The 24,453-nt window shown below is 58.5% G+C and carries 23 protein-coding genes; 12 read left to right on the top strand and 11 right to left on the bottom strand.

Features of this window, described 5'->3' with window-relative positions; translation table 11 throughout:
* Positions 1–16 precede the first annotated feature (16 nt).
* Together AD948_RS07490 and AD948_RS07485 are read right to left on the bottom strand one after the other, a co-directional pair.
* Positions 17–868, bottom strand: a complete 852-nt coding sequence (locus AD948_RS07490) for a GNAT family N-acetyltransferase (protein WP_006557870.1) — start codon at positions 866–868, stop codon at positions 17–19.
* Positions 865–1,290 carry a Fur family transcriptional regulator gene (locus AD948_RS07485; RefSeq protein WP_039903643.1) on the bottom strand — a complete coding sequence of 142 codons (426 nt, stop codon included), beginning with the start codon at positions 1,288–1,290 and terminating at the stop codon, positions 865–867. Before AD948_RS07485 ends, AD948_RS07490 begins: the two co-directional genes overlap by 4 nt.
* A gap of 222 nt (positions 1,291–1,512) precedes the next feature.
* Between AD948_RS07485 and AD948_RS07480 the strand changes: the two genes are divergently transcribed.
* Positions 1,513–1,797, top strand: coding sequence for a sulfurtransferase TusA family protein (locus AD948_RS07480; protein WP_006557873.1), 285 nt, complete (start codon positions 1,513–1,515; stop codon positions 1,795–1,797).
* A 73-nt stretch (positions 1,798–1,870) separates the two neighbouring features.
* On the opposite strand, the gene rho is transcribed toward AD948_RS07480, so the two are convergent.
* From rho to AD948_RS07465, 3 genes are all read right to left on the bottom strand, one after another.
* On the bottom strand, positions 1,871–3,166 hold the full coding sequence (gene rho, locus AD948_RS07475) for a transcription termination factor Rho (protein ID WP_006557874.1): 1,296 nt from the start codon (positions 3,164–3,166) through the stop codon (positions 1,871–1,873).
* A 244-nt stretch (positions 3,167–3,410) separates the two neighbouring features.
* Positions 3,411–3,962 carry a hypothetical protein gene (locus AD948_RS07470; RefSeq protein WP_052427141.1) on the bottom strand — a complete coding sequence of 184 codons (552 nt, stop codon included), beginning with the start codon at positions 3,960–3,962 and terminating at the stop codon, positions 3,411–3,413.
* Positions 3,959–5,137 (bottom strand): magnesium transporter CorA family protein, encoded by a 1,179-nt coding sequence (locus AD948_RS07465; RefSeq protein WP_231948450.1) that lies wholly within the window; start codon positions 5,135–5,137, stop codon positions 3,959–3,961. Before AD948_RS07465 ends, AD948_RS07470 begins: the two co-directional genes overlap by 4 nt.
* Before the next feature lie 250 nt (positions 5,138–5,387).
* Between AD948_RS07465 and trpB the strand changes: the two genes are divergently transcribed.
* From trpB to AD948_RS07435, 6 genes are all read left to right on the top strand, one after another.
* Positions 5,388–6,632 (top strand): tryptophan synthase subunit beta, encoded by a 1,245-nt coding sequence (trpB, locus tag AD948_RS07460; RefSeq protein WP_006557877.1) that lies wholly within the window; start codon positions 5,388–5,390, stop codon positions 6,630–6,632.
* The gene (gene trpA, locus AD948_RS07455) at positions 6,629–7,471 is read left to right on the top strand and encodes a tryptophan synthase subunit alpha (protein WP_061471359.1); all 843 of its coding nucleotides are present in this window, start codon (positions 6,629–6,631) and stop codon (positions 7,469–7,471) included. The genes trpB and trpA overlap by 4 nt, the downstream gene beginning before the upstream one ends.
* Before the next feature lie 28 nt (positions 7,472–7,499).
* Positions 7,500–8,744 (top strand): TIGR03862 family flavoprotein, encoded by a 1,245-nt coding sequence (locus AD948_RS07450; RefSeq protein ID WP_061471358.1) that lies wholly within the window; start codon positions 7,500–7,502, stop codon positions 8,742–8,744.
* 16 nt (positions 8,745–8,760) lie between these two features.
* Positions 8,761–10,242, top strand: coding sequence for an ATP-binding protein (locus AD948_RS07445; RefSeq protein WP_061471357.1), 1,482 nt, complete (start codon positions 8,761–8,763; stop codon positions 10,240–10,242).
* Between the two features lie 27 nt (positions 10,243–10,269).
* Positions 10,270–11,508, top strand: a complete 1,239-nt coding sequence (locus AD948_RS07440) for an ATP phosphoribosyltransferase regulatory subunit (RefSeq protein ID WP_006557881.1) — start codon at positions 10,270–10,272, stop codon at positions 11,506–11,508.
* A 75-nt stretch (positions 11,509–11,583) separates the two neighbouring features.
* The gene (locus tag AD948_RS07435) at positions 11,584–12,873 is read left to right on the top strand and encodes an adenylosuccinate synthase (protein ID WP_006557882.1); all 1,290 of its coding nucleotides are present in this window, start codon (positions 11,584–11,586) and stop codon (positions 12,871–12,873) included.
* A gap of 111 nt (positions 12,874–12,984) precedes the next feature.
* Here the strand turns inward: AD948_RS07435 and AD948_RS07430 are convergent, their stop codons facing one another.
* A complete protein-coding gene (locus AD948_RS07430; RefSeq protein ID WP_006557883.1) occupies positions 12,985–13,260 on the bottom strand; it encodes a hypothetical protein in 276 nt (91 codons plus the stop codon).
* Positions 13,261–13,470: 210 nt separating this feature from the next.
* Between AD948_RS07430 and phoB the strand changes: the two genes are divergently transcribed.
* The 4 genes from phoB to AD948_RS07410 all read left to right on the top strand — a co-directional run bounded on the left by phoB (position 13,471) and on the right by AD948_RS07410 (position 18,509).
* A complete protein-coding gene (phoB, locus tag AD948_RS07425) occupies positions 13,471–14,163 on the top strand; it encodes a phosphate regulon transcriptional regulator PhoB (protein ID WP_006557884.1) in 693 nt (230 codons plus the stop codon).
* A 31-nt stretch (positions 14,164–14,194) separates the two neighbouring features.
* Positions 14,195–15,478: a sensor histidine kinase gene (locus tag AD948_RS07420; protein WP_061471356.1), complete on the top strand. Its 1,284-nt coding sequence runs from the start codon at positions 14,195–14,197 to the stop codon at positions 15,476–15,478.
* A gap of 109 nt (positions 15,479–15,587) precedes the next feature.
* Entirely contained in the window at positions 15,588–16,601 is a 1,014-nt protein-coding gene (pstS, locus tag AD948_RS07415) for a phosphate ABC transporter substrate-binding protein PstS (RefSeq protein ID WP_006557886.1), read from the top strand.
* Positions 16,602–16,778: 177 nt separating this feature from the next.
* Positions 16,779–18,509, top strand: coding sequence for an OprO/OprP family phosphate-selective porin (locus AD948_RS07410; protein ID WP_006560159.1), 1,731 nt, complete (start codon positions 16,779–16,781; stop codon positions 18,507–18,509).
* A 40-nt stretch (positions 18,510–18,549) separates the two neighbouring features.
* On the opposite strand, the gene fdhD is transcribed toward AD948_RS07410, so the two are convergent.
* The 5 genes from fdhD to AD948_RS07385 all read right to left on the bottom strand — a co-directional run bounded on the left by fdhD (position 18,550) and on the right by AD948_RS07385 (position 23,589).
* Positions 18,550–19,341 (bottom strand): formate dehydrogenase accessory sulfurtransferase FdhD, encoded by a 792-nt coding sequence (gene fdhD, locus AD948_RS07405; protein WP_152834719.1) that lies wholly within the window; start codon positions 19,339–19,341, stop codon positions 18,550–18,552.
* Positions 19,334–19,954 (bottom strand): molybdenum cofactor guanylyltransferase MobA, encoded by a 621-nt coding sequence (gene mobA / locus AD948_RS07400; protein WP_061471355.1) that lies wholly within the window; start codon positions 19,952–19,954, stop codon positions 19,334–19,336. Before mobA ends, fdhD begins: the two co-directional genes overlap by 8 nt.
* Before the next feature lie 182 nt (positions 19,955–20,136).
* A complete protein-coding gene (locus AD948_RS07395; protein ID WP_006560162.1) occupies positions 20,137–20,562 on the bottom strand; it encodes a glycine zipper family protein in 426 nt (141 codons plus the stop codon).
* Positions 20,563–20,716: 154 nt separating this feature from the next.
* Complete coding sequence (locus tag AD948_RS07390) at positions 20,717–22,153, bottom strand: histidine-type phosphatase (protein WP_156478980.1); 1,437 nt, start codon at positions 22,151–22,153, stop codon at positions 20,717–20,719.
* 116 nt (positions 22,154–22,269) lie between these two features.
* Positions 22,270–23,589: a hemolysin family protein gene (locus tag AD948_RS07385; RefSeq protein WP_039905704.1), complete on the bottom strand. Its 1,320-nt coding sequence runs from the start codon at positions 23,587–23,589 to the stop codon at positions 22,270–22,272.
* A gap of 391 nt (positions 23,590–23,980) precedes the next feature.
* Here AD948_RS07385 and AD948_RS07380 point away from each other — a divergent pair.
* Positions 23,981–24,453 (top strand): alcohol dehydrogenase catalytic domain-containing protein (locus AD948_RS07380; RefSeq protein ID WP_156478979.1); only part of this gene is annotated, 473 nt, incomplete at its 3' end.

The raw sequence follows: 24,453 nt of genomic DNA, 5'->3' as shown, positions 1-24,453 counted from the left end.
GAGAGGCAGGGCTCTCTCAGTCCAGTGCATCACGCAGGCGGCGTTCGTAATGGCGATAGTATTTATCAGCCATCAGTTCACTTTTCACCAGAACAGCAACATCGGTTGTGTTGAACTGTGGGTCAATCACCGCGCCATCCCCCACATATCCCCCAAGGCGGAGATAGCCTTTGATAAGGGGAGGCAGGCGCGCCAGACATTTCCGGTAATCAAGAGCGTGCGGATCAACCCGCAGCATCTCCACCTTACGTTCCGGCAGGGCCTTTACGCGCAAGGCCGGGGGCGCAAGATGATTATGATAAAGATAGGTCAGTTCATCAGCCAGATCATCCGGGTTGGTGCCAGGCAGGCTTGCGCAGCCAAACAGCACATCAATCCGGTGCAGGAAGATGTAGGAGGCAATACCCCGCCATAACAACTGCATGGCGGCCCGACCGCGGTAGTTTTTATCCACGCAGGACCGACCGACTTCCAGCAGACGCCCCGGAAATTCCGTCAGGGCGGAAATGTCATATTCGCTGGAAGAGTAGAAATGGCCGATTTTGGCGGCGGCATCGCTCTGCACAAGGCGATACGTGCCCACCACGCCGCGGGCATCCGAGGCAATGGCGTTATCAATCACCAGCAGATGGTCTGCTACCTCGTCAAACTCATCAATATCGCGCTTCAGGCGGAGGGTTTCCGGGCTGGGGTGGGCCCCCATTTCCTCATAAAACACACGGTAGCGAAGGGCCTGCGCGGCATCGCGTTCCGCTTCCGTGGCGGCAATGCGCACACTCAGATTTCCTCCCCGCAGTTCCGGAAAGCCATTGCGTTCCAGATCAAGGGTGGAGAGGGAACCGGCCGGAGGCTGCTGGGCCGCACTCATGAGCCTGCTTCCTTCTTCTTGCGGGCGCGGGCCGGAGCTTTGGTTTCCTTGGCGGGCTGTGGGCGCTTTTTGCCAAACAGCTCAAGCCGCATGGATACAAAATCGAATCCAAGCCGTTCCGCAACCCGGCGCATCAGTTCCTCATGCTCAGGGTCTTCAAACTCGATCACCTTGCCGTTATCAACGTCAATAAGGTGATAATGGTGGCGACCGCCTTCCGTTGCTTCATAACGGGCGCGACCTCCGCCAAAATCCCGGCGCTCCAGAATCCCTTTTTCTTCCAGTAGCCGGACCGTACGATAGACGGTGGCAACGGAGATACGGGAATCCAGCGCCGAGGCCCGGCGATAGAGTTCTTCCACATCTGGATGATCATCTGCGTCTGACAGAACGCGCGCAATAACGCGACGCTGCCCAGTCATTTTCAGGCCATGTTCCACACAGAGCTGCGCGATTCGCGATTCTTCTGCCGACTGAGACTTCAAGGGCGCAAATCCTGCTTATTACCACCTGCATTCATTCTTGTATCAGGTAGCCGAAATGGAAGGGGTTTGTCCAATTTTACACAGACCTACAGGTTTTCTATGCTGCGGTCAGGAAGAAAGTTTCCCGCCCCTGCTGTGGGCCTGAGGAGTTTCAAAACAATGCATAATGCCCTTTTCGACCATCAGGATGGGGCCAGTCCAAGTGCCATGATGTTGGATATCACGGCAGAGAAGTGCCCCATGACCTTTGTCAGAACCCGTCTGGCGCTGGATGGTTTGCCTCCTGGTAGCTTGTTGGCTGTCAGGCTGAAAGGGGAGGAGCCGCGCAGGAATGTCAGCCGGTCCGTGCGGGCGCTTGGGCATCTCATTCTTTCTGAAGAGGAAGACGCGGATGGCAGCGTGGTTCTGACCATCCAGAAAAAAGGCGGCCCGAAGACCGCCTGAGACCACTGCCAGCACTCAGGCTGGCCTTGATGCAGGCGGAAGGGAAACATGGCCCCCTTCCGCCTGCGCATGGTCAGTTGTTCATGGCTTCAAAGAAGTCATTGTTGGATTTGCTGTATTTCAGCTTGTCCAGCAGGAAGTCCATGGCGTCCATAGTGCCCATGGGTGCCAGAATACGGCGCAGTACCCACATTTTGGACAGGGTGGCGCGGTCAACCAGCATTTCTTCCTTACGGGTGCCGCTCTTGGTGATGTCAATGGCCGGGAAGGTGCGCTTGTCAGCCAGCTTGCGGTCAAGGATCAGTTCGGAGTTGCCGGTGCCTTTGAATTCTTCAAAGATCACTTCATCCATGCGGCTGCCGGTATCAATCAGCGCCGTAGCGATGATGGTGAGTGACCCACCTTCTTCAATGTTACGGGCTGCACCAAAGAAGCGCTTGGGCCGCTGCAGCGCATTGGCGTCCACACCACCGGTCAGCACCTTGCCGGATGATGGCACAACGGTGTTGTAGGCACGGGCCAGACGCGTGATGGAATCCAGCAGGATCACAACATCGCGCTTGTGTTCCACCAGACGCTTGGCCTTTTCCAGCACCATTTCCGTGACCTGCACGTGGCGGTGGGCTGGTTCGTCAAAGGTGGAAGAAATCACTTCACCCCGCACAGAGCGGGCCATGTCGGTCACTTCTTCCGGGCGTTCGTCAATCAGCAGCACAATCAGGAAGCATTCCGGGTGATTGGCGCTGATGGAGGAGGCAATGCTCTGCAGCATGACCGTTTTACCGGTGCGCGGCGGCGCCACAATCAAGGCGCGCTGGCCCATGCCGATGGGGGCAACAAGATCAATCACGCGCGGCGTGAAATCCTGCGTGCTCTTGCCTTTTTTACCCTTGGTTTCGCTTACGGCCGGAGCCTGGTTTTCCACTTCCATCTGGAGGCGGCGCTCAGGGTAAAGCGGGGTCAGGTTATCAAAATTGATGCGGTGGCGTACGGCCTCCGGCGGTTCAAAATTGATGCTGTTGATTTTCAGAAGAGAGAAATAGCGCTCGCCATCACGTGGGGCGCGGATCTGGCCTTCAACCGTATCCCCTGTCCGCAGGCCGAAGCGGCGCACCTGGGTGGGGGAGATGTAAATGTCATCCGGGCCGGGAAGGTAGTTTGATTCGGGGGAGCGGAGATAACCGAACCCGTCATGCAGGATCTCGAGCGTGCCGTCGCCGTATATGGCCTGGTCGTTATCGGCCAAGGCTTTCAGGATGGCGAACATCATGTCCTGTTTGCGCAGAGACGATGCGTTTTCGATATTCAGGTCTTCGGCGCAGGCTAAAAGATCGGCCGGTGATTTGGCCTTGAGTTCCGCAAGATGCATCTAGGAATGCCCTGACTGGCAATAGTTCAGAAGGGGAAGGTCTGGACCGGGAAAAGCCTGCCATCGGAGGTGCCGGTGCATAACAACAGCGTGTTACGCCAGCGTGCCGACGCAGGATGGTCCTGACTTAGGGAGGAGGGCCACTGGACAGGTGAAGTCAGCCAGTGTCTGGGCCGGGAAGATAGTGGGAACCGGCCCGTTCGTCAACCTTCCGCGTGTTGCAACATGGCGCGGCGGGCCGTTTTCAGCGGGCGGTGGCTGATGTGGTTGCGGCCTGCCATGCCGAACGTGTCAGCCAGTATTCGGAAATGGACGTATCAGGTGAGATGAACTGCGTGACCTGAGACCACAGTTGCGTCGGGCGAGGGTGGTTGGTGAGCGCGCCAGACATCTGGGCCTCGGAACAGGGGCCATCCAGTGTTAACGTGCGGTGGGGCAGGGCGATGCTGAATGTGCAGCGGGAGGTCTGGCTCAGGGCCGTGGCGCTGATATGTCCTTTCAGGCGACCGGCAACAAGCGGGCGCATGCTGGAATCCAGCCGCATCATTTCCCCTTCCAGCCCACCACCCTGCGTCTGGTGCATGCCAAGCAGAATGCGCGTATCACCATGCGAGGAAAGACCACCATAACGGAGGGGTTCTGCCGCCATCTGGTTGAAAAACGCCTGATAATTTTCCTGCGGAGCAGCAGAGGAGGCAGCCCGCGCTGGTGTGGTCACTCCCGGGACTGAAAGCAGCAGGGCAACAGCAGCGCCCAGCGCAAAACCCGGGCGGAATGAAAACAGGGAACGGTTCATTTGATGCCTCCTAACCAGCCTTTGCGCCAGAACCAGAGAAGTGGAAGAATGACTGAGGCCGCCATCAGCCCCAGAGAATACCAGTAGCCAAAGCGCCAATCGAGTTCAGGAATATCCTTGAAGTTCATTCCATAAACCCCGGCGATCAGGGTCGGGGCCACGCCAATGAAGCTGACAACAGTCAGAACTTTCATCACGCCGTTCTGTTCAATGCTGATAAAGCCCAATGTGGCGTCCAGCAGAAACTCTACCTTGCCTGCGGCTTGTGAAACATAATCCGTAAGGGATGAAAGATCCCGGTTGGCGGTTGTCATGCGGGTGCGCAACATGCCGGAGAGTGCATAGGGCGCGTTTTCCGTTGGCAGGGTGGTTACGCCCGCTTCAAATCGGCGTGTTGTCAGCGGAAAGCCGGAGGCTGGTGCTGCGCCGTCCTTTTTGCTTTCTCCCAGAAAAATGGTGATGCGCTCTAGCCCAAGCAGTGTATCCCGCATGCGGGAGCATAAATCACCTGAACTGCCAACGCGTTGCAAAAGATCCCGCTGCCATGCGGCAACGTTGCGCAAAGGTGGCTGTTCACGCTGGCGTCGGAAAATATCGTGCGAGAGTTTGTCCAGCAGATTGCCCACACTTTCCAAAATATCGGCCAAGCGGTCCACAATGGTTTCAATAAGGGCCACCAGCACTTCACCACTACCGAGTGTGATTTCTGCCCGGGGAGCAACAACGGCCGCAGGCGTGGGGGATTCAGCCATATGGCCGGGGGGAAGCGCCATGGTGGTCTCGGGCAGGGACTCGGGAGCACGATGTTCGGGAGGGGCAGCGTGATCGGCCACCATCTGCGCTACGGCTTCAAATGAGGGATAGGCCTGAAAGCGGATGGTGATCAGCCGCTCCGCTGTAAGAATGAACCCGACGGGCGAGGTCTGAAACTCGGTGCCAATTTTTTTGAGCAGGGGGGTGGACAGAAAAGCCGCCCCGTTGCGGACACTTATGCGGGATGAGCTTTCAATTTCATTCAGATCATCAAATGTGGGAATGGGCTGGCCGCACAGGGCGGTGGCCAGAGCCTGTTCCTGTGGGGTGGGGTTCAGCAGATCAAGCCATGTTACGCCATGGGCGTCTGCCTCGTTTTCGACCGCCCGGGCGGGCATGCCGGGCCTGTGGGCCAGGAACATGCAAATCTCCCTGAAATTCTAGCAGCATTCACATCAAGCCTGCGGGCCGTGCGGGTGTGGAACCGGGCGGGGTGCCGCGCCCACAAGACTATTGAGGGATATGCCCGTGTCTGCATCCGGCTGGCAAGGGTATGGCGCTTTGCGCATGCGGGGGCTGTGCAAGCTGCAATGGCTTCTGGTAAGCCAGAACACTGCCAGGTGGCCATGGGTGGCCCCGGCATAACGCGGCACAGGAGCGGTAGAACCAGCAATGGCGGACCCGGTAGAACACGGCATAACAGCAAATCAGGCCAATTCCCTCCGGCATGGACCGGATGAGCGTGGGCATTTTGGTGGCTGGTATGGCGGGCGCTTTGTGGCGGAAACGCTGATGCCGCTCGTGCTGGAGCTGGAGCAGGCTTATAACGCCGCCAAGGCTGATCCCTCTTTCCAGAAAGAACTTGATTTCTACCTGCGGGATTATGTGGGGCGGCCCAGCCCGCTTTGGTTCGCCCGCCGCATGACGGAAGAATTGGGCGGCGCGAAGATTTACATGAAGCGTGAGGAACTGAACCACACAGGCTCCCACAAGCTGAACAACGTGATGGGCCAGATTTTGCTGGCGCGCCGCATGGGCCGCACCCGTATTGTGGCGGAAACCGGGGCAGGCCAGCATGGCGTGGCGACGGCCACCGTCTGCGCGCTGTTTGGCATGAAATGCGTGATCTACATGGGTGCGACAGACGTTGAACGTCAGTCTCCCAACGTGTTCCGTATGCGGCTGCTTGGTGCGGAAGTGGTGCCTGTTACGGCAGGTGCCGGCACGCTGAAAGATGCCATGAACGAAGCCATGCGGGACTGGGTGGCCAACGTGGCGGATACGTATTTTCTGGTGGGCACGGTGGCCGGGCCGCATCCGTATCCCGCCATGGTGCGTGATTTCCAGAGCGTGATCGGGGAAGAAACCAAGGAGCAGATGCAGGCCGCAGAAGGGCGTTTGCCGGATGTGGTAGTAGCGGCCATTGGCGGTGGTTCCAACGCCATGGGTATTTTCCATCCGTTCCTTGATGATTCTTCCGTAAGGCTGATCGGCGTGGAAGCCGCCGGGTGTGGGCTGGATAGCGGCAAGACTGCGGCCTCCATTGAGCGTGGCCGCCCTGGCGTTCTGCATGGCAATCGCACCTACCTGCTGCAAAATGCAGATGGCCAGATTGATGAAGCACACTCCATCAGCGCCGGATTGGATTATCCGGGGGTTGGGCCGGAACATTCCTGGCTGAGTGACATCGGTCGTGCGGAATATGTGGGCGCGACGGACACGGAAGCACTGGATGCCTTCCAGCTTTGCACCCGCACGGAGGGCATTATTCCCGCGCTGGAATCCGCCCACGCCATTGCCTATGCGGCCAAGATTGCACCCACCCTGCCCAAGGATACCCTGTTGGTTGTGAATATTTCCGGCCGGGGGGACAAGGACATCTTCACCGTAGCCGAACATCTGGGAGTGAAACTGTGAGCCGCATCGCCGCCCGTTTTAAATCTCTGGCCGCCGAAGGGCGCGGCGCGCTCATCCCGTATCTGGAAGCGTATGATCCGGACCTTGAAACGTCTCTGGCGCTGCTCAAGGCCATGCCTGCCGCTGGGGCGGACCTGATTGAAGTTGGTATGCCGTTTTCCGATCCGTCAGCAGATGGGCCGGTTATTCAGGCGGCAGCACGCCGGGGACTGAAGGCAGGAGCCACATTGCCGGGCGTGCTGGCCATGGTGGCGGAATTCCGCAAGGAGAATGCGGAAACGCCTGTCATCCTGATGGGCTACCTCAACCCGATTGAAGCCTACGGGTATGACCGGTTCTGCACAGACGCCGCCAAAGCCGGTGTAGATGGGTTGATTATTGTCGATCTGCCGCCCGAAGAAGCGGATGTGATCGAAAAACCTGCCGAGGAAGCGGGGCTGGACATTATCCGGCTGGTGGCGCCCACCACGTCTGATGAGCGTTTGCGCTACGTGCTCTCCCACGCCTCCGGCTTTGTCTATTATGTCAGCATCACCGGCATTACGGGCACCCGCACGGCAAGCAAGCATGATCTGAAAGAAGCCCTGCCGCGTCTGCGTGCGGCAACAGATCTGCCGGTCGCCATCGGGTTTGGTATTCGCTCTCCGGAACAGGCGGCAACGGCGGCCAGTATTGCAGATGGCGCGGTTGTCGCTTCTGTCCTGCTGGCAACTCTGGCTGAAACGCTGGATGCGGATGGCAAGGCCACAGCGGAAACCCTGCCGCGCGTGCTGGAGCAGATCCGCGATCTGGCTGCTGCCGTGCGCGCCGATGTTCCCGCTGCGGACCAAACCGCCTGATGACCCTGCGTAGTTCAGCCCTGAACGGATGAGCACACCGTATCGGGTTTTCGTTATTGGGGGCGGCCCAGCCGGTCTGGCCGCCGCTGAAGTGCTGTCTAACGCCGGGTGTGTGGTTCATGTTGTGGAACGCATGCCCAGCCTTGGCCGTAAATTCCTTATGGCCGGGCGGGGCGGGTTGAATATCAGCCATTCTGAAGCGCAGGAAAAGCTGCTGGCGCGTTATGGTGCGGCAGCCCCGTGGCTTGCCCCGGCACTGGCAGCGTGGACAACGGATGATATCCGCCATTGGATGAGCGGACTGGGGCAGGAAAGCTTCATCGGTTCCTCCGGTCGTGTCTTTCCCAAAAGCATGAAAGCCTCTCCGCTTCTGCGGGCGTGGCTTGCCCGTTTGCAGCAGCAGGGCGTGCAGTTTCATACCCGCGTGGAATGGACCGGCTGGGATGCCACAACCGGAAGGCTGACTTTTACACCGGCACAAGGGCGCTCTGATCTGCCGCTTGACCTTGTAGAACCCTGCCGAGCGGATGCCGTGGTGTTGGCCACGGGCGGCGCAAGCTGGCCCCGGTTGGGCAGCAACGGCGCATGGGTTCCAGCATTGCAGGCGCAGGGTGCGACCGTGGTGCCCTTGCAGCCAGCCAATTGCGGATTTCGTACTAACTGGTCCGCGGCCATGCGGGACCGTTTTGCTGGAACGCCGCTCAAGCCTGTGGCCTTGCGGTTTGGTGACCATACCGTGCGTGGGGAGGTGGTCGTGACGGCCACTGGCTTGGAAGGCGGCGCGCTTTATGCGCTGTCTGGCGTGCTGCGGAACCACATCTCCCAGCATGGGCAGGCAGAATTGCTTCTTGATCTGCGGCCTGATCTGAGTGTCGCGACTCTGGCGAGCCGACTGGCCAAAGTGCGCCCGCGCGAGAGTTTGTCTAATCGTTTGCGCAAGGCGCTGCGTCTGCCGCCCGTGGTCGCGGCGTTACTGCGTGAGGCGGGTGAGGTTCCCGTCACCTCTCAGGCGCTGGCGGAGCGGCTCAAGGCGCTGCCCGTTCTCCTCACTGGGCCCGAGTCTATTGAGCGGGCTATTTCCTCGGCTGGGGGGGTGGCTCAGGCCGCGTGTGAGGCAAATTTCATGCTTCACGCCAAACCGGGTGTTTTTGTTGCAGGCGAAATGCTGGATTGGGAGGCTCCAACCGGCGGTTATCTGCTGCATGCCTGTCTTGCCACAGGGCGCGCTGCAGCAAAGGGTGCATTGCAATGGTTGCGGGAAACCCGTTCCTGACGGTATCGGATGCCCCATGACCAACATGATCACAATGGGGGAAGTGCCGGGCGGCGGTCCCGCACAGATGGACCTTGCCGAACTTCTGGCCACGCGCCTGCTGGTGCAGGGCAATTCCGGTTCAGGAAAGTCGCACCTGCTGCGGCGTTTGCTGGAGCAGTCTGCGAGGTTGGTGCAGCAGGCCATTATTGATCCGGAAGGCGATTTTGTCAGTCTGGCCGACAAATTCGGCCATCTGGTGATTGATGGGGCCGAATGTTCTGAAATGGCGCTGCATGCGGCGGGTGAGCGGATGCGCGTGCATCGGGCTTCCGTCGTGCTGAATCTGGAAGGGCTTGATGCCGACCAGCAGATGAAATGGGCCGCCGCGTTTCTGGGTGGCATGTTCGAAACCCCGCGTGACTATTGGTACCCTGTTCTGGTGGTGGTGGACGAAGCCCAGCTTTTTGCTCCCGCAGCGGCGGGTGAGGTTTCGGACGAGGCGCGGCGGTCTTCGCTGGGGGCCATGACCAACCTGATGTGCCGTGGCCGTAAGCGTGGGCTGGCAGGCGTTATCGCCACCCAACGTCTGGCCAAACTGGCCAAGAACGTGGCGGCCGAAGCGTCCAACTTTCTGATGGGCCGCACCTTTCTGGATATTGATATGGCCCGTGCCTCAGACCTTCTGGGCATGGAGCGGCGGCAGGCGGAAGCCTTCCGTGATCTGCCCCGCGGCACGTTTGTGGCGCTGGGTCCGGCAATGTGCCGCAGGCCAACACCCGTGCGTATCGGCTCGGTTGAAACAGAAAGCCGCTCCGCCGGGCCGGTACTTACACCCTTTCAGCCCCCTTCCGAGCCGCTGCATGATCTGATTCTGGCCCCTTTGCCTGCTGCGGAAACATTTGTGCGCCCCAGAAAAGCGCCTGCCACCCCGCCGCCTGATCTGCTTTCCCAGCTTGCCGCCCATGGCGAGGCGCAGGCAGCAGCCGCACAGGTGGAGCAGGAGCAGGAAGAAACGCCGGAAGATCAGGGCGAACGCGAGTCCCGCATGGCCGCCATTGTGCGGGACATGCTGGCGGATGATGAAACAGCATTTCGCTCCGCTGCTGTGCTGTATCAGGATTTTCTGGTGCGGTGCCGTATTGCCGGGCTGGGCCGCAATGCGCTGGACCTGAAAGGCTTCAATCGCGCTTTGGCCACGGCGCGGAGTGGTGTGACAGAAGATCTGTCCGTCACGCCGGAATGGCAGCAGGCAGAAGCGCTAGCCAATGCTCTGCCGGAAGATCTGCAATCCGTGTTTCTGTTTCTGGCCCGCGCGGCCATTGATCGGCAGCCGTGCCCCTCAGATGCGGAAATTGCCCGGGTGTATGGCACTGTCTCCCAAGGCAGAGCGCGCCGTTTGCTGGAATGGCTGGAAGACCGCAACGTGATTGTCTTGCAGGCGGATGGCATGGGTCGCCGGGTGATTACGGTCATTGGTCCGGGTTGGGAAACCCTGCCCGGCGCGCCGCAGGCGTAATACGCAAAAAAGTGCCGCCTTGCGGGCATGACGGGCGCGGCCTGCGGTGCTATAGCCCGGAGCATGACGGATGACCCGCCTTTCAGCCCGGCCTTGCTGCCGGCCGGCTTTGTAGATCTGCTCACGCCTGATGCCCGGACCGAGGCAGAAGGTGTGGATGCGCTTATGGGCGTATTTGCCTCACACGGATATAACCGGGTGCGGCCGCCGCTTATGGAGTTTGAAGAAACTCTGCTGGCGGGCTCTGGGGCCTCCCTGGCTGACCAGAGCTTCCGGGTGATGGACCCGGATACGCGCCGCATGATGGTGCTGCGGCCTGATATCACGCCCCAGATTGCCCGTATGGCCGCGACTCGCCTTGGTGGCGCCCCGCGCCCGCTGCGTCTGTCCTATTCCGGCTCCTGCGTGGTGGTTCTGCCTGCAGCGGCGGAAGAAAGCGGTCGCCAGATCATGCAGGCAGGGATCGAGCTGATCGGGCCGGATACGCCTCAGGCCGATGCGGAAGTTGTTTCCGTTGCGGCGGAAGCACTGGCGCAACTGGGTGTGCCGGGTGTCTCGTTTGACCTGACCATGCCTCCTTTTGTGCCTGCCTTGCTTGAAGAGGCAAAGGTTCCTGCGGCCGTGCGCCCTGCGTTGATGCGTGCACTGGACCGCAAGGATGCCGCCGCCGTGGCGGAACTTGGGGGCACTCTGGCTGAAACGCTGATTACTCTGCTGCGGGCGGCTGGCCCGGCGGAACAGGCTGTCAGCTTGCTGGCGCGTATCAATCTGCCGCCGCGCTCCCGCGCTATTATCCAGCGTCTCGCTGATACGGTGGAAGCGGTTCGGGCGCTGAACCCCACCCTGCGCCTGACAGTCGATCCGGTTGAGTTTCGGGGCTGGAAGTACCACACCGGCGTATGCGTTACGGTATTTGCCGTTGGTCGGTCTGAAGAACTGGGCCGTGGCGGACGCTACCTGTGCAATGATAACGAACCCGCCTGTGGCCTTACGTTCCGGCCAGACGTGCTGTTCCGCATGATTCCGCCCGCCGCAGCGCGTCCGCGTGTCTATCTGGCCCCAGGGGCGGACCGTCAGGTTGCTGCCAGCCTGCGCAAGCAGGGCTATGCCACGCTTGCAGCCCTTGGAGGCGTCTCTGCCGCCGGGGCAAAAGGAGCCGCTTCCACACAGGCAGAAGCCCACGGGCCGGAGTATGATCGGGCCGAGGCCAGACGCCTTGGGTGCAGCCATATTCTTTCAGGTGCCACGTGCACGGAGCTTGAGTAACGGTTGCCAGCCTCAGGCGGCCTCTCTGCCCCATGCGGGGCGTAATCAGGCAGATTTTCCAGGAGCAGACTGTTTATGTCCAACGTCACCGTAATTGGCGCCCAGTGGGGCGATGAAGGCAAAGGTAAGATTGTTGACTGGCTGGCCAGCCGGGCAGACATTGTTGTGCGCTTTCAGGGCGGTCACAATGCGGGCCATACGCTGGTGGTGGGCAATCAGGTTTACAAGCTTTCCCTGCTGCCTTCCGGCGTTGTCAGCGGCAAGATTGGTGTGATCGGCAACGGCGTGGTGGTGGACCCGCAGGCTCTGCTGGCAGAAATTGGCCGCATTCAGGAACAGGGGCTGGTTGTGACCCCCGATACCCTGAAAATTGCGGAAAACGTGCCGCTGATTCTGCCCGTGCATGGTGCGCTTGACCGTGCGCGTGAAGCAGCACGCGGCGATCGCAAGATTGGCACCACCGGCCGCGGCATTGGCCCCGCCTATGAAGACAAAGTGGCCCGCCGCGCCATCCGTCTGTGTGATCTGGCCGAGCCGGAAACGCTGGACTGGAAGCTGGACGAACTGCTGCTGCATCATAACACCCTGCTGGCGGGGCTTGGCGCACCAACCTTCAAGAAGGAAGACCTGCTGGCCTTCCTGACGGATATTGCCCCCAAGGTGCTGCCGTTTGCCGCGCCCACATGGGACATTCTGGATGAAGCGCGCCGTACAGGCAGCCGTATCCTGTTTGAAGGCGCTCAGGCTGTCATGCTGGATGTGGACCACGGCACCTATCCGTTTGTTACCAGCTCCAACACGGTCGCCTCCAACGCAGGTACGGGTTCAGGTATGGGCCCAAGTGCTGCCGGTTTTGTGCTGGGTATTGCCAAGGCGTACTGCACCCGCGTGGGGGAAGGCCCGTTCCCGTCTGAACTGCATGATGATGTGGGCCGCAAGATTGGTGAGCGTGGGCATGAATTCGGCACTGTTACGGGCCGCCCGCGTCGCTGCGGCTGGTTTGATGCCGTTCTGGTGCGTCATGCCGTGCGTGTTGGCGGCGTGAACGGTCTGGCCCTGACCAAGCTGGATGTGCTGGACGGGTTTGATGAAATCCGTATCTGCGTTGGGTATGAACTGGACGGTAAGACCATTGATCGCTTTCCGTCCTCTCCAGCGGCTCAAGCCCGTATCAAACCGGTGTTTGAAACGGTTGAAGGCTGGAAAGATACAACCCACGGAGCACGGAGCTGGGCAGAACTGCCTGCGCAGGCCATCAAATATGTGCGTCGGATTGAAGAACTGGTAGGCGCACCGGTCACCCTGCTGTCCACCAGTCCTGACCGTGATGATACCATCCTGATGCGTGACCCGTTTGAAGACTGAGGCACACAGACATCTTCCCCTGGCCAGCTAAGGTAAGGGAAGCACGTTTGGGTCAAGGTATCGTGAAGGCCCGGTTCTGGCGCGGAAGTGGCAGAGCCGGGCTTTTTTGTATCAGCGTGGCTGGGCAGGGTTCTGCTGCATGGCTGTGGCAGCCGGACCTTCCGCAAACCCGCCAAACACGCGGGATGTGGGGTAAAGGGCATGCAGTCGCTCTTTGCGGGCATTTTCATCCAGCGTGGCAACAATGCCTTCCAGCATACCCAGTTGCAGCATACCGCGTGCAGAGAAAGCCTGGGAAAACTGCTTCCCGAAGGTTTTTAATAAAACTGTCACGGAGGGGCGGGACGCTTTGCCGCTATGCGGCAGAGAAGTGCGAAAAATACTCATGCGAGCGTATCCTGGAGGTGCATCCGGCACGATTGCCGGTCCAGCTCCTTTCCGGTCCCATAATCCAGGAAGTCTGGTGATGTATATAAAGATTTTGCACATCAGCAGGGTGTTTTTCGCAAGGGCGGCAGCGGTGGCGGATTTCCGCCATGCAGTTGTTTTTTTGTCCGGCCACAGCCTATTCTCCGTCCGAATCGTTATGGGTAGGTCATGACGCAGAAAACGAACATTCTTGTGGTTGAAGATGATCCGGCACTCTCCCGGCTTATCTGTTACAATCTTGAAAAACAGGATTACGAGGTCCGGCTGGCAGCAGATGGGCAGGACGCGCTGGAGCAGATTGCGCGCCGTATGCCTGATCTTGTCCTGCTGGACTGGATGCTGCCTGGGGTTTCCGGCATTGAAGTGTGCCGCCGTTTGAGGGAACAGCCCAAAACCCGCACGCTGCCCGTGATCATGCTCAGTGCCCGTGGGCAGGAGACTGATAGCGTGCGCGGGCTGGATACCGGCGCGGATGATTATCTGGTCAAGCCCTTTGGCATGGAAACGCTGTTTGCGCGTGTAAAGGCCATTTTGCGGCGTGTGCCCCCCCCCAGCAAAACCTTGCAGTTTGAAACGCTGGTGCTTGATCGGGTAGCGCACAAGGTTGAACGCAATGGTCGTCTGCTGGCGCTTGGGCCAACCGAATACCGGCTGCTCGAATTTCTGATGAGCCATCCTGGGCAGGTTTTCTCCCGCGAGGAACTGTTGGAGCACGCATGGGAGCGCAGTTCCTACGTTGAGCTGCGTACTGTGGATGTACACATTCGTCGTCTGCGCCAGACGCTGAATGAAGGGGATGAAAAAGACCTGATCAGAACAGTGCGGGCGCGCGGTTACGCGCTTGATCTGCCGCAGGACTGATTTTGTCCGATTGCCCGAACTGGCCTGACTCATGATGCACGCCCTGCTTTTTGCGGCTGGTGGTGCGTTGGCGGGAGGTCTGCTGGCAAGCGGACTGACGGCCCTGGCTTTACGGCGTGGTCAGGACCCTGCTCCAGAAAAACTGCCGGAACCTCCGCCCTTTCTTCCCGCCAGAGCGCGACTGCTTATGGCTGTGGAACAGGTGGTGTCTTCTCTCCCGGCGGCCAGTCTGGTGCTCGATCAGGACAGACGCCAGCTTTATGCTTCCCCCCAGGCGTACCGACAGTTTGGAGAAAGCGTAGGCAGTATTGAACGGCATCCGGCGTTTCAGGGGGCGCTGGACCGGCTGGCGACGCGCAGCCCCACCCGGGGGGAAGAAATAGAAGAAGCCCGCATTGTTCTCGATGTGCCCATGCATCGCATTGTGCGAGGGTTTTTCCAGAAGAAGGCATTTCCCAAGAACATTTTTGCGTCTGAAGAGGAAAGGAGCGAGGAACGCCGCACCGTTCTGCTGACCTTTGTTGTCCTTTATGATGTGACCGAGGCCGAGATCACGGAACGTCAGCATGCGGATTTCGTCGCCTTTGCCAGTCATGAACTCCGAACCCCGCTTGCGGCCCTGATGGGTTTTATCGAAACCTTGCAAGGCCCGGCAGCGGATGATCCGGAAGCCCAAAAGGAGTTTCTGGGCATCATGGCCGCGCAGGGTCGTCGCATGCAGCGGCTGCTTGATGGTCTGCTGTATCTCTCCCGTGTGCAGATGCTGGAACATCAGCGCCCGCGCGGACAGATACGGCTGGGGGAACTGTGCAGCAGACTCCAGAGCGAGACGAGCATTCTGTTTCGGCAGAAGAATGCAGCAGAACTGGTTGTTGTGCCCCCCGATAATCCGGACCTGTGTGTGGCGGGCGATGAAGACCAGATGTTGCAGGTGCTGATCAACCTTGTTGAAAACGCTCTGAAATACGGCGCCTGCCATGGCAAGGACCGACGGGAGACCGGGCTGAAAATAACAGTAAGCTGTGCGGAGGTTCCATCCGGTGGCGGCTGGCCAACGGGACCGGGCGTTGTGCTGCAGGTGGCGGATAATGGGCCGGGTATTGCCGCGCGGCATCTGCCTCGTTTAACGGAACGGTTCTATCGGGTGCCCAAAACATCCGCCATCGTGCAGGGAAGTGGGCTGGGGCTTGCCATTGTGCAGCATATCATCACCCGTCATGGCGGCCGGTTTGTGGTGGACAGCACTGTGGGAGAGGGCACAACCTGCAAAATCTGGCTTCCCTTGGGTGATGCGACAGCTGTCATAAAAACGTAATAAAACTGTCTTAAAGACGTCATTACCTTTTAAGGGGCAGACCCATTAAGGGAGAGGGCAGACGCAGCTTCGCTGTGTTTTTTTGATGATGTTCAGGGATCATACCGAAATGCATCTTTCATTCCGGCCACTTGCCATTCTGCTCGCGGCAACCAGCCTTGCTGCTGCGCTGCCTGGCGTCTCCAAGGCCGAAAGCGTAACGGGAGCTGGCTCCAGCTTTGCCGCCCCGATCTATGAAGCCTGGGGTGAAGCCGCCAAAACGGCTGTGGGTGTTGCTGTCAATTACCAGAGCGTTGGCTCCAGCGCCGGGCAGAATCAGGTTCTGGCAGGAACGGTGGATTTCGGTGCGTCTGATGCCCCGATGGATGCGCAGAAAATTGAGTCTGCACATCTGTTCCAGTTCCCCACCGTTATGGGTGGCATTGTGCCTGTTGTGAACATTCCGGGCATGAAGGCCAACGCGCTGCGCCTGAGCGGTGAAGTGCTGGCTGGTATTTATGCAGGTGACATCACGGAATGGAATGACGCCAAGATTGCAGCCCTGAACCCGGGTGTAAAACTGCCTGATCTGGCCATTGCGCCGATCCACCGTGCTGATGGCTCTGGCACCACGTTTGTGTTCACATCCTATCTGGCCCGGTCTTCTGACTCCTGGAAAAACAATCTGGGGGCTGGCACGTCTATCTCTTGGCCCGGCGGTCTGGGTGCGCGTGGGAATGATGGCGTTGCCGCTACCGTGCAGAACACGGAAGGCGCTATTGGCTATGTTGAATATGCCTACGCCAGCCGCAACCACCTGACCACCATCAAGCTGCGCAACCATGCGGGCGAAGATGTTGAAGCCAACCAGACCAGCTTTGCGCATGCCGCTGAATCTGCTGACTGGAAAAATGCCTCTCACTTCGCTGTTGATCTGCTGGATACCGCAGGCCATGGCGCATGGCCGATCGTGTCCGCCACCTATGTGCTGACCCCGGTTCCGCCCAAAGATGCAGCCCGCGGCAAGGCCGTGCGTAGCTTCTTTACCTGGAGCTTTGAAAAGGGTGACGCCATTGCTGCCAAACTTGACTACGTGGCTCTGCCGCAGGCAGTGAAAAGCGCCATTCTGTCTTCCTGGAAATAAGTGCTTATTTTTTAGATTATCCTAATAAATAAAAGTTATTTTAATAAGTGAGGGCCGTCTGAATATCAGGCGGCCCTTTTTCATAAAACTGTAAAGAAACCATCACGAAACCATCACGCACAAGAAACAGAATACGACGTATTCAGCGCTCATCGTCTTCTCTCAGGGAATGGCCTGATGCGTTGTAAAGCTGTTGTTTCTTCCTTTGCGTTTGCCTCTTTTTTATTGAGCAGCGCAGCATCCTCCGCTTTTGCGGCCCCTTCGGATGATGCGCAGATCCGTGCGCTCCGTCTGGAAATGGCGCAAATGCGCAAGGAAATGATGGGGCAGATTTCTACCCTGAAAGTTCGCCTGGCACGTAGTGAAGCAACGGCTCATCATGCAGGGCGCGCAGGCACTGCCACCACTGCCGCTGAGAATAGCCGGGCCACCCGCCGCGTGATCACGTCTGGGCCGGTTGACCCAAGCGTGCAGTTTGCTGAGCCTGCTCCCGGCGCAAACCGTATTCACCTTGCCAATTCAGGCACCCCCACAAGTGACCGTGGGGATATCATGTCCTGGAAGTCCTTCAAGGCAGCTACGGCAAGTGATGAAGATGTGCATGTTGGTGGCATGATCATCGGCTTCCCCAAAGGTCGCTTTACCATCGCTTCTGAAGACGCAGCTTATGCACTGTCCATCGGCCTGGCGTTCCATGAAGATTTTGGTGGGTTCTTTAATGCTGGCCCGCGTCGTGGAGAGGGTCGCGGTGCATTCAACAGCTTTACAAGCAACATGCGGCGCCTGCGTATTCCGTTTACCTTCCGCTATAAAAACTTTGTTGCTGCGGTTACGCCAGATTTCGGGGCCAACCATAATGACGGGTATGTCGGCCTGTATGAAGGAAACCTGAACTACACCGGCTTGCGGAATACCATTCTGACGGTTGGTTACTTCCAGCCCCGCGTTACTGAAGAAGATTCTGAAAGCTCCAACGACTTCTTCACCCTTGAACGTCCCAGCATTACCGACATGGTTCGTAACATTGCGGCGGGTGACGCACGCTTCAGCGTGGGTGCTCTGCATTACGAAAAACGTTGGTGGATTGCAGGCTACTTTACCGGCCAGGAATGGGGTCACCGCAACGCGTCTGACAGCAGCTCCACCTATTATGGTGGCGGCAGCGGCACCACCATGGATAGCCAGACAGGGGCAACATTGCGTGTTGCCGGTCGTCCGGTTGCCACGAAAGATTGGGATGTTCACGTTGGTGCATCCGGTATTTCCGCCTTCCGTCTGGCGTGTAACGCAGCGTCTTCTACCTCCAGTTCGGCGACTTCCTGCTCCCGCTCCACGTCTTTTGGGCAGCGTCCTGAATTTGATATCGGGGAAGCCAATCTTGCGGCAACGGGTGCTATCAGCAACGCCAAGCAGGTCTGGGCAGCAGGTCCGGAACTCGGGGTGCGTTGGAACCGTCTGCTCGTAAAGGGCGAATACTATCATGTCGGTGTTCAGCGCGAAGGTGCTGGTCTGAAATCTGCCGGGTTCCAGGGCTGGTATGGTTCAGCAGCTTACACAATTTTCGGCACACCGCGTATGTATAGCGAAAAGAGCGGCGCGTTCACCGCTCCGGGTGTGAAAGACAACGAGGAATTCAATCCCGCTCTTAACCACTGGGGCGCGCTTGAAGTTGTGGGTCATTACAGCGTGATCGACCTGAACAGCAACCTGGGCGATGCAAACGCCAAGAACGTGATCCGTGGTGGCCAGCAGACAGTATGGACGGGCGGCCTGAACTGGTATCCCAACCGTCACTTCCGTCTGATGCTTGATTTCAGCCACTTCATCGTGTCTCGCAGCGAGCAGGCAACCAACATTTATGGTCGCACGGGCAACTCTGTTGCCGCCCGTGTTCAGGCCGGTTTCTAAACTCTTCAGGCTTTAAAAAGGATGATACAGATGTTCTGTATCATCCTACTGCGCCGGTAAATAAGAACTGTGCAGGAGGCCGCGCCAGACCAACAATGGTCAGGCCGGCCTCTTTTGCCAGATTTAGGGCTCGTACGGTGGGGGCGGAAATGGCAACCAGCGTTGTAAAACCCGCCATAATGGCTTTTTGCGCCATTTCATAAGAGCAACGGCTGGTAATAACACAAAACCCTTTGGAAAAATCAGTCTTTTGCCGCAAGCCTGCGCCTATCAGTTTATCCAGTGCGTTATGACGGCCAATATCTTCCCGTATCAACTTTACAGTGCCTGTGTCATCGCACCATGCCGCGCCGTGCACCATATGGACCTGTGCGTTCAAAGCCTGATGGCTGGCAAGTTCAGTCAGACTTTTCTGTATGGCTTTGAGGGAAACAGGAGGGGCAGCCGGCACTTTTGGAAGTTGCGTATGTAGGCTTTTCAGATCATCACTGCCGCAGATGCCACATCCTGTACGGCCGGTCATGGCCCGGCGTGATTGGAGAAGACGTCTGAAATCCTCACCCGCTATGGAAAGATGCAGCGTCACGCCATCTTCGGCCTCCTCTACACGTACGGAGCGGATGGACGCAGGTGTAGAGACCAGCCGTTCTGTTATGGAAAAACCAAAAGCATAATCTTCAAGATGCTCTTTTGTCGCCATCATCACAGCATATGGCACGCTGTTGAAAACAAACCCCACCGGGGTCTCATCCGCCAGACTCAGGTGGGTAGACGTGCGGTCTGTGTCAGTCAGTTTCTCGGCTGGCCATGAGATCACGAGCGGGTCACTCATTGATCAGTCCTTTTTCAATCATGCGGCATGCTGCGGCGTAGTCTTCAGGTGTATTGATGTTGAAGAACGGATCAGGTGTCTGGTCCGTAAAAGGGACTTCTCGCACGCCAAGAGTTTTTGCAAAAAAACGTACGCGTAGCCTGTGGGGGGAAGGCGGCTGCGCCAGCCAGTCCTGTAACTGCTCCAGGCACGCGGTGGGCCATGTTGCCACCAGCGGGTGTTCTCTTCCGCCCGAGACAGCAACGGCAGGGGCTGGCAGCAGGGCGCTTGCCAGTGTTGGGGGAATAAACGGAGTGTCTCCCGGCACGGTCAGCAACGTGTCACAGCTCTGGGTTCGCGCCCATTGCAGCCCGGCCAATACACCCGCAAGGGGACCGCAGTCGTGCATGGTGTCTGGCAGAACCGGTATGTCCCAGGGTGCAAAACGGGAGGGATCTCCATTGGCGCTCAGGGCCAGAGCCGTGCATTGCGGTATCAAACTGCGGATAAGATGCGCGAGGAGAGGTTCTTCGTTCAGGGCAAGCAGTGGCTTATCGCACCCACCCATACGCAGGCCCCTGCCACCCGCAAGAATGACGGCGGCAACGCGGGGGTGTGAAGGGAAAGATATCATACGCCAAGAGTCCTGTACGCCGCAGGATAGGGCAAGATCTTTTGCGCCCGCTTCCTGCGTTGGCTAATGGTAGCGGGGGCCAGAACAGCACCAACAGCAAAAAGCCCCGACCATGCGGGGCTTTCAGCTAGAAAAGTCTCGTTCATACGGCAGCCGGAGAACGTGGCTTTCGAGAGAGGGTTTTAGTAGTTTCGGGCCGGAAGGACGTTTTTGTAAGCAATCATGCAGGCAACGTATGCGTTATCATACTGCTGCTGGATACTGCCCTGGCGGGAGTTGGAATAAGCACCGCCGCCAGCCGTTCCAGCCAGCGCGCCCGCACCGGCACCAATACCAGCGCCAACACCACCGCCTGCTGCTGCACCAAGCCCAGCGCCCAGCGCCGTAGCGGCCAGACCGCCATAAATGGCGCGATGATTCTGGCGTTCAGCTTGCCCGCTAACGCTGCTGGCAGCCTGAGAACGGCAGAAATTCTGTTCCTGCGAGAATGTTGCATAGTCCTTGCCCGGGCCTGGCAGTACCAGGGCGGTGGGGCCCATGGGAGTTTCCGCGCAGGCTGCCAGCAGCAGCGCAGGAACCAGGAAAAAGGCGGCATGTCCAAGTTTCATCGGTCTTAAACTCTTATTGTCAGTTGGTAGCGAAGTATCAGATTAGTTTAGCTTTTTTAAGGCACCCCGACCATTTTCAAACAACAGACTTCAAACGCGCGGCAGTCTCTGAAGTTCATCATGCCAACCAGATTGTTCTGAAAACAGCGGGGAATCAGGGAGATTTCTGGAGCATCTGGCCTTCTTCTGATCGCAGGGAGTGCGCGAGGAGTAATGGCCTGCATTTCTCATCTTTTTTCCCTTTCGGGCAGAGAGAACTGCGCAGAATGACAGGGTTTCCGCTGTCCGTGCGGTCTTCAACTGGGCTTGCGTTGCGGAGTTGCTCAAGGCTTTGATGAAACACCACAAAGCGGACAAATGGCGCGCCCGTACCATCTTGCCAGAGCTCAAATCCCAGCGTTGTGTCCGGTGCGGTTGGGTCTGGCTGATCAGTGAAGGTCCAGTCCAGCCCGAATAGCGTGGCCAGCATGTCCAGCGTTGTATCATGTCCGACAAAAACAACCATGCGGCTGGAGGCGGGTATGGTGCTTCCGTCTGGTAGCCGGGTGATTGGGTCTGTCAGTAAGCTGCCGATGGCGTCCGCCAGATATCTGCCGCGCGGTATGGCGATGGCTGGGAGGCGTCGGGTCAGATGGCTCAGGTAGGTATGTGCGGGAACGACCGTGGCCAACAGAGCAGCCTGATGCGGGAGCGCGTGGTCATCTAACGTGGGGGAGGCTGAGGAGACATGCTCTCTTGTGAGGGCAGATGCCTGAACGGTGGAAGCAAGGCCCTCACAATATTCCAGAAGCAGGTTTTCGGAAACGGTTGAGGCGAGCGCCAGCCCGCCGGTTACATGCGGCGCTCCTTTTTTCCATGACAATTTGGCCGGGGCGGAAAAACAGACGCCTTTGGATTGGGTGCAGCCCTGCGGCGCGAAGAGCGTCTGGAGGGAAGATGTCGCCTGCCTCACGTCCTCCGGTGCAGCCTCACCGTGGGGTAGTGTCTGAGTGAGAGTGCTCAGAACATTGTGCTTATCAAGGGTTTCATGGCCGCTGGCGAGAGCGTTGAAGAGGGGATCTTTCTGCCCAGCAGGGAGAGAGGCTGCCGTCTTCAGGCACCCGGCACTCAGGGTTTTTGAGAGCACATTTCCGGTTTCCCGTGTGCGGTTATCTGCCGCGTCTGCCCAGACAAAGAGGGGGGAGGGCGTTGCGCAGGGGCGAGCGTTCTGAGGGAGAAAAGCCTGATAATAGCGGTGAAGAAATGCGCCCAGACGCGCTACATCCGTGCGGCCATGTTCGGTCAGTTCACCGGGAGGGACAGGCCATGCAGACCATATAACCCCTGTCTTGGCTTCAAGGGATTCGGGTGTTTGGGTCGGGCTACGGATACCGTGACGGGTTACCAGAATAACCCGTTTGAGCACGGCACCTTGTTCAGTACTTTGCTGAGCCTGAGCCTGAGCCTGAGCCTGAGCCTGAGCCTGAGCCTGAGCCTGAGCTTTGAGCGGGAGCAAAAGCGGCAGGCAAAGAAGGAGACCGGGCAAAACAGTCGGGAAGACATGCCTATGCCCGGAGAGAAAGCGCAGGCGAGGAAATGACAGAACAGGCATGGCACCAGACAGCAGCAGAAGAAGAAAGGTGCCAGTGTATGCGGGCTGAAGGATCACCTGCAAATAAAGGCAGGCGACAGTCCCCGTGCTATTGCTGAAATCAGGTCAGCGTTCTGTCAGGAAAGGCGGGTCACCAGAAGCTGGTTGATGCGGAAGCCTTCCACGTCCACCACTTCAAACCGGAAGCCGCTTTCATCAACCCGGTCTGTCTTGCGGGCCATGCGGCGCAGCCGATGCATGACAAAGCCGCTGATGGTATCAAACTGTGCACTGTCAGGCAGTTCGGCCAGATGCAGTTCGCGCATCACATCGCCAATAGGGGCCGCGCCGTCAATCAGCCAGGAATTTTCATCCCGGCGCACAATGGCCTGTTCCTCAAAGGGGTTGGCCAGACCATCCATCAGCGCCCCCATGATATCCTTGAAGGTGATCAGCCCCACAACAAGCCCATATTCATTCACAATCAGGGCGAACCCCACACCATGCGTATCAAACTGGGCCAGCGTATCCCATAAATTGAGGGTTTCCGGCACGGACAGGACATCACGCCGCATGCGGAAAATGGGGTTGGGTAACGCAATCTCTCCGGCAGCGGGCGTAATGGATGGGTCCACTACGGAGGCCAGTACGTCTTCAGAGCGAATGGAGCCAATAACCGTATCCAGTCCGCCATTGCACAGTGGGTAGCGGGAATAAGGCTTGGCCCGTACTTTTTCATGGTTGCTCTGGGCTGTGTCCTGCACGTCCAGATACACAATTTCATCACGCGGGGTCATGGCGGAGGTAACGGAACGGTCTTGCAGGCCCAGCACGTTCTGGATCATCTGGTGTTCCTGCTCCAGCAACACGCCAGAGGCCGTGCCTGCGGCCAGAATGGCGCGTAGATCTTCCGGGGTAACCGGTTCCACGGCTGAGGCCGCAGGGATTTTCAGGGCCCGCAGAACAGCATCGGACACCTTGGAGAAAATCCAGACAAATGGGTAGAGCGCCCGCAGTGCGAATTTGGGGAACCACCCAATGGCCAGCGCGACCTTGTCCGGCGCATTCATGGCCACCCGTTTGGGGAGTAGGTCAGCAAACAGGACAAACACACCTGTCACCAGCACGAAGCTGAAAGCTGACCCCAGATTTTGCGCCAGCCCGGAGGAAAGGCCCCATTGCATCAACAGGGCCGCACTGGGGGGCGCCAGCATTTCCGAACTGACAATACCGCCCAGAATACCAACCCCGTTCAGGCAGATCTGAAGAACGGTCATCACCTGCCCGCTGTTGCGACGCAGGGCCAGGAAGGCCTGCGCACGCTTGTCTCCAGCCTCCGCACGGGAGCGAAGCCTGACTTCCCGCGCTGCCGCGAAGGAAATCTCGGACAGAGAAATCAGGATGCTGACAGCAATCAGCAGGACAAGGGCCAGAATGCCCAGCAGGAACAGGATCAAGAGAAAACTCTGCAAACGAGAGAAAAATGAAAATATCCCGTAAGCTATAACTTGTGTAGCGCGTGCCGCCTAGTTTCTTTTCCCTTGAGAGGCGGGCGGTTTACCGGCTGATCTTTTTCTTTCTCTTCTTGCAAGACCATTTTCTTGTGGCATGTGCGGAAACGGATAACAGCTCCGGCCTTTCTGTGATGGGCACGGGGAAGCCGTAGGCTTCATATTCGGGTCAGGTGGCAGCTAATCGCGCGTCTTTAGGGCTGGGCAGCATCCCCTCCGCCTGTTTCGCGTTGCGGCCGGTAGTGTGTCCGTAAACAGGACGTGTTTTGCTCATGAGGAGCCAATGGCCTCAGATGCAGATCAGATGAGCCTTCAGACCCCAGGAAAGAAAAACAGCATGTTCGATGCGTATGTCGTGGAGAAGAATGCGGAAGGCACTCCGTCAGTCGTTCTGCGTTCCCTTTCAGAAGACCAGTTGCCCGACGGAGAGGTGACGGTGCGGGTGGAGTGGTCCACCCTCAACTACAAGGATGCGCTGGCCCTTACTGGCAAGGGGCCGATTATTCGGTCTTACCCCATGGTCCCCGGCATTGATTTTGCAGGCACGGTTGAAGCCTCCAGCAATCCCGCTTTTTCTGTTGGGCAGAAAGTGCTGCTGAACGGGTACGGGGTGGGAGAAAAGCATTGGGGTGGTCTGGCAGGCCGTGCTCGGGTGCCGGGTGAATGGCTTGTTCCCTTGCCGGAAGCATTTACCCCCCGGCAGGCCATGGCGCTGGGAACGGCTGGTTACACGGCCATGTTGTGCGTACAGGCTTTGCAGAAGCAGGGTGTGACACCGCGCAGTGGAGAAGTCGTGGTCACTGGGGCTTC

It is taken from the genome of Acetobacter senegalensis (assembly GCF_001580995.1).
In the GTDB taxonomy this organism is placed as follows: domain Bacteria; phylum Pseudomonadota; class Alphaproteobacteria; order Acetobacterales; family Acetobacteraceae; genus Acetobacter; species Acetobacter senegalensis.
The sequence above is the reverse complement of the archived record's forward strand: the minus strand, read 5'-3'. Positions and strand labels throughout refer to the sequence as shown.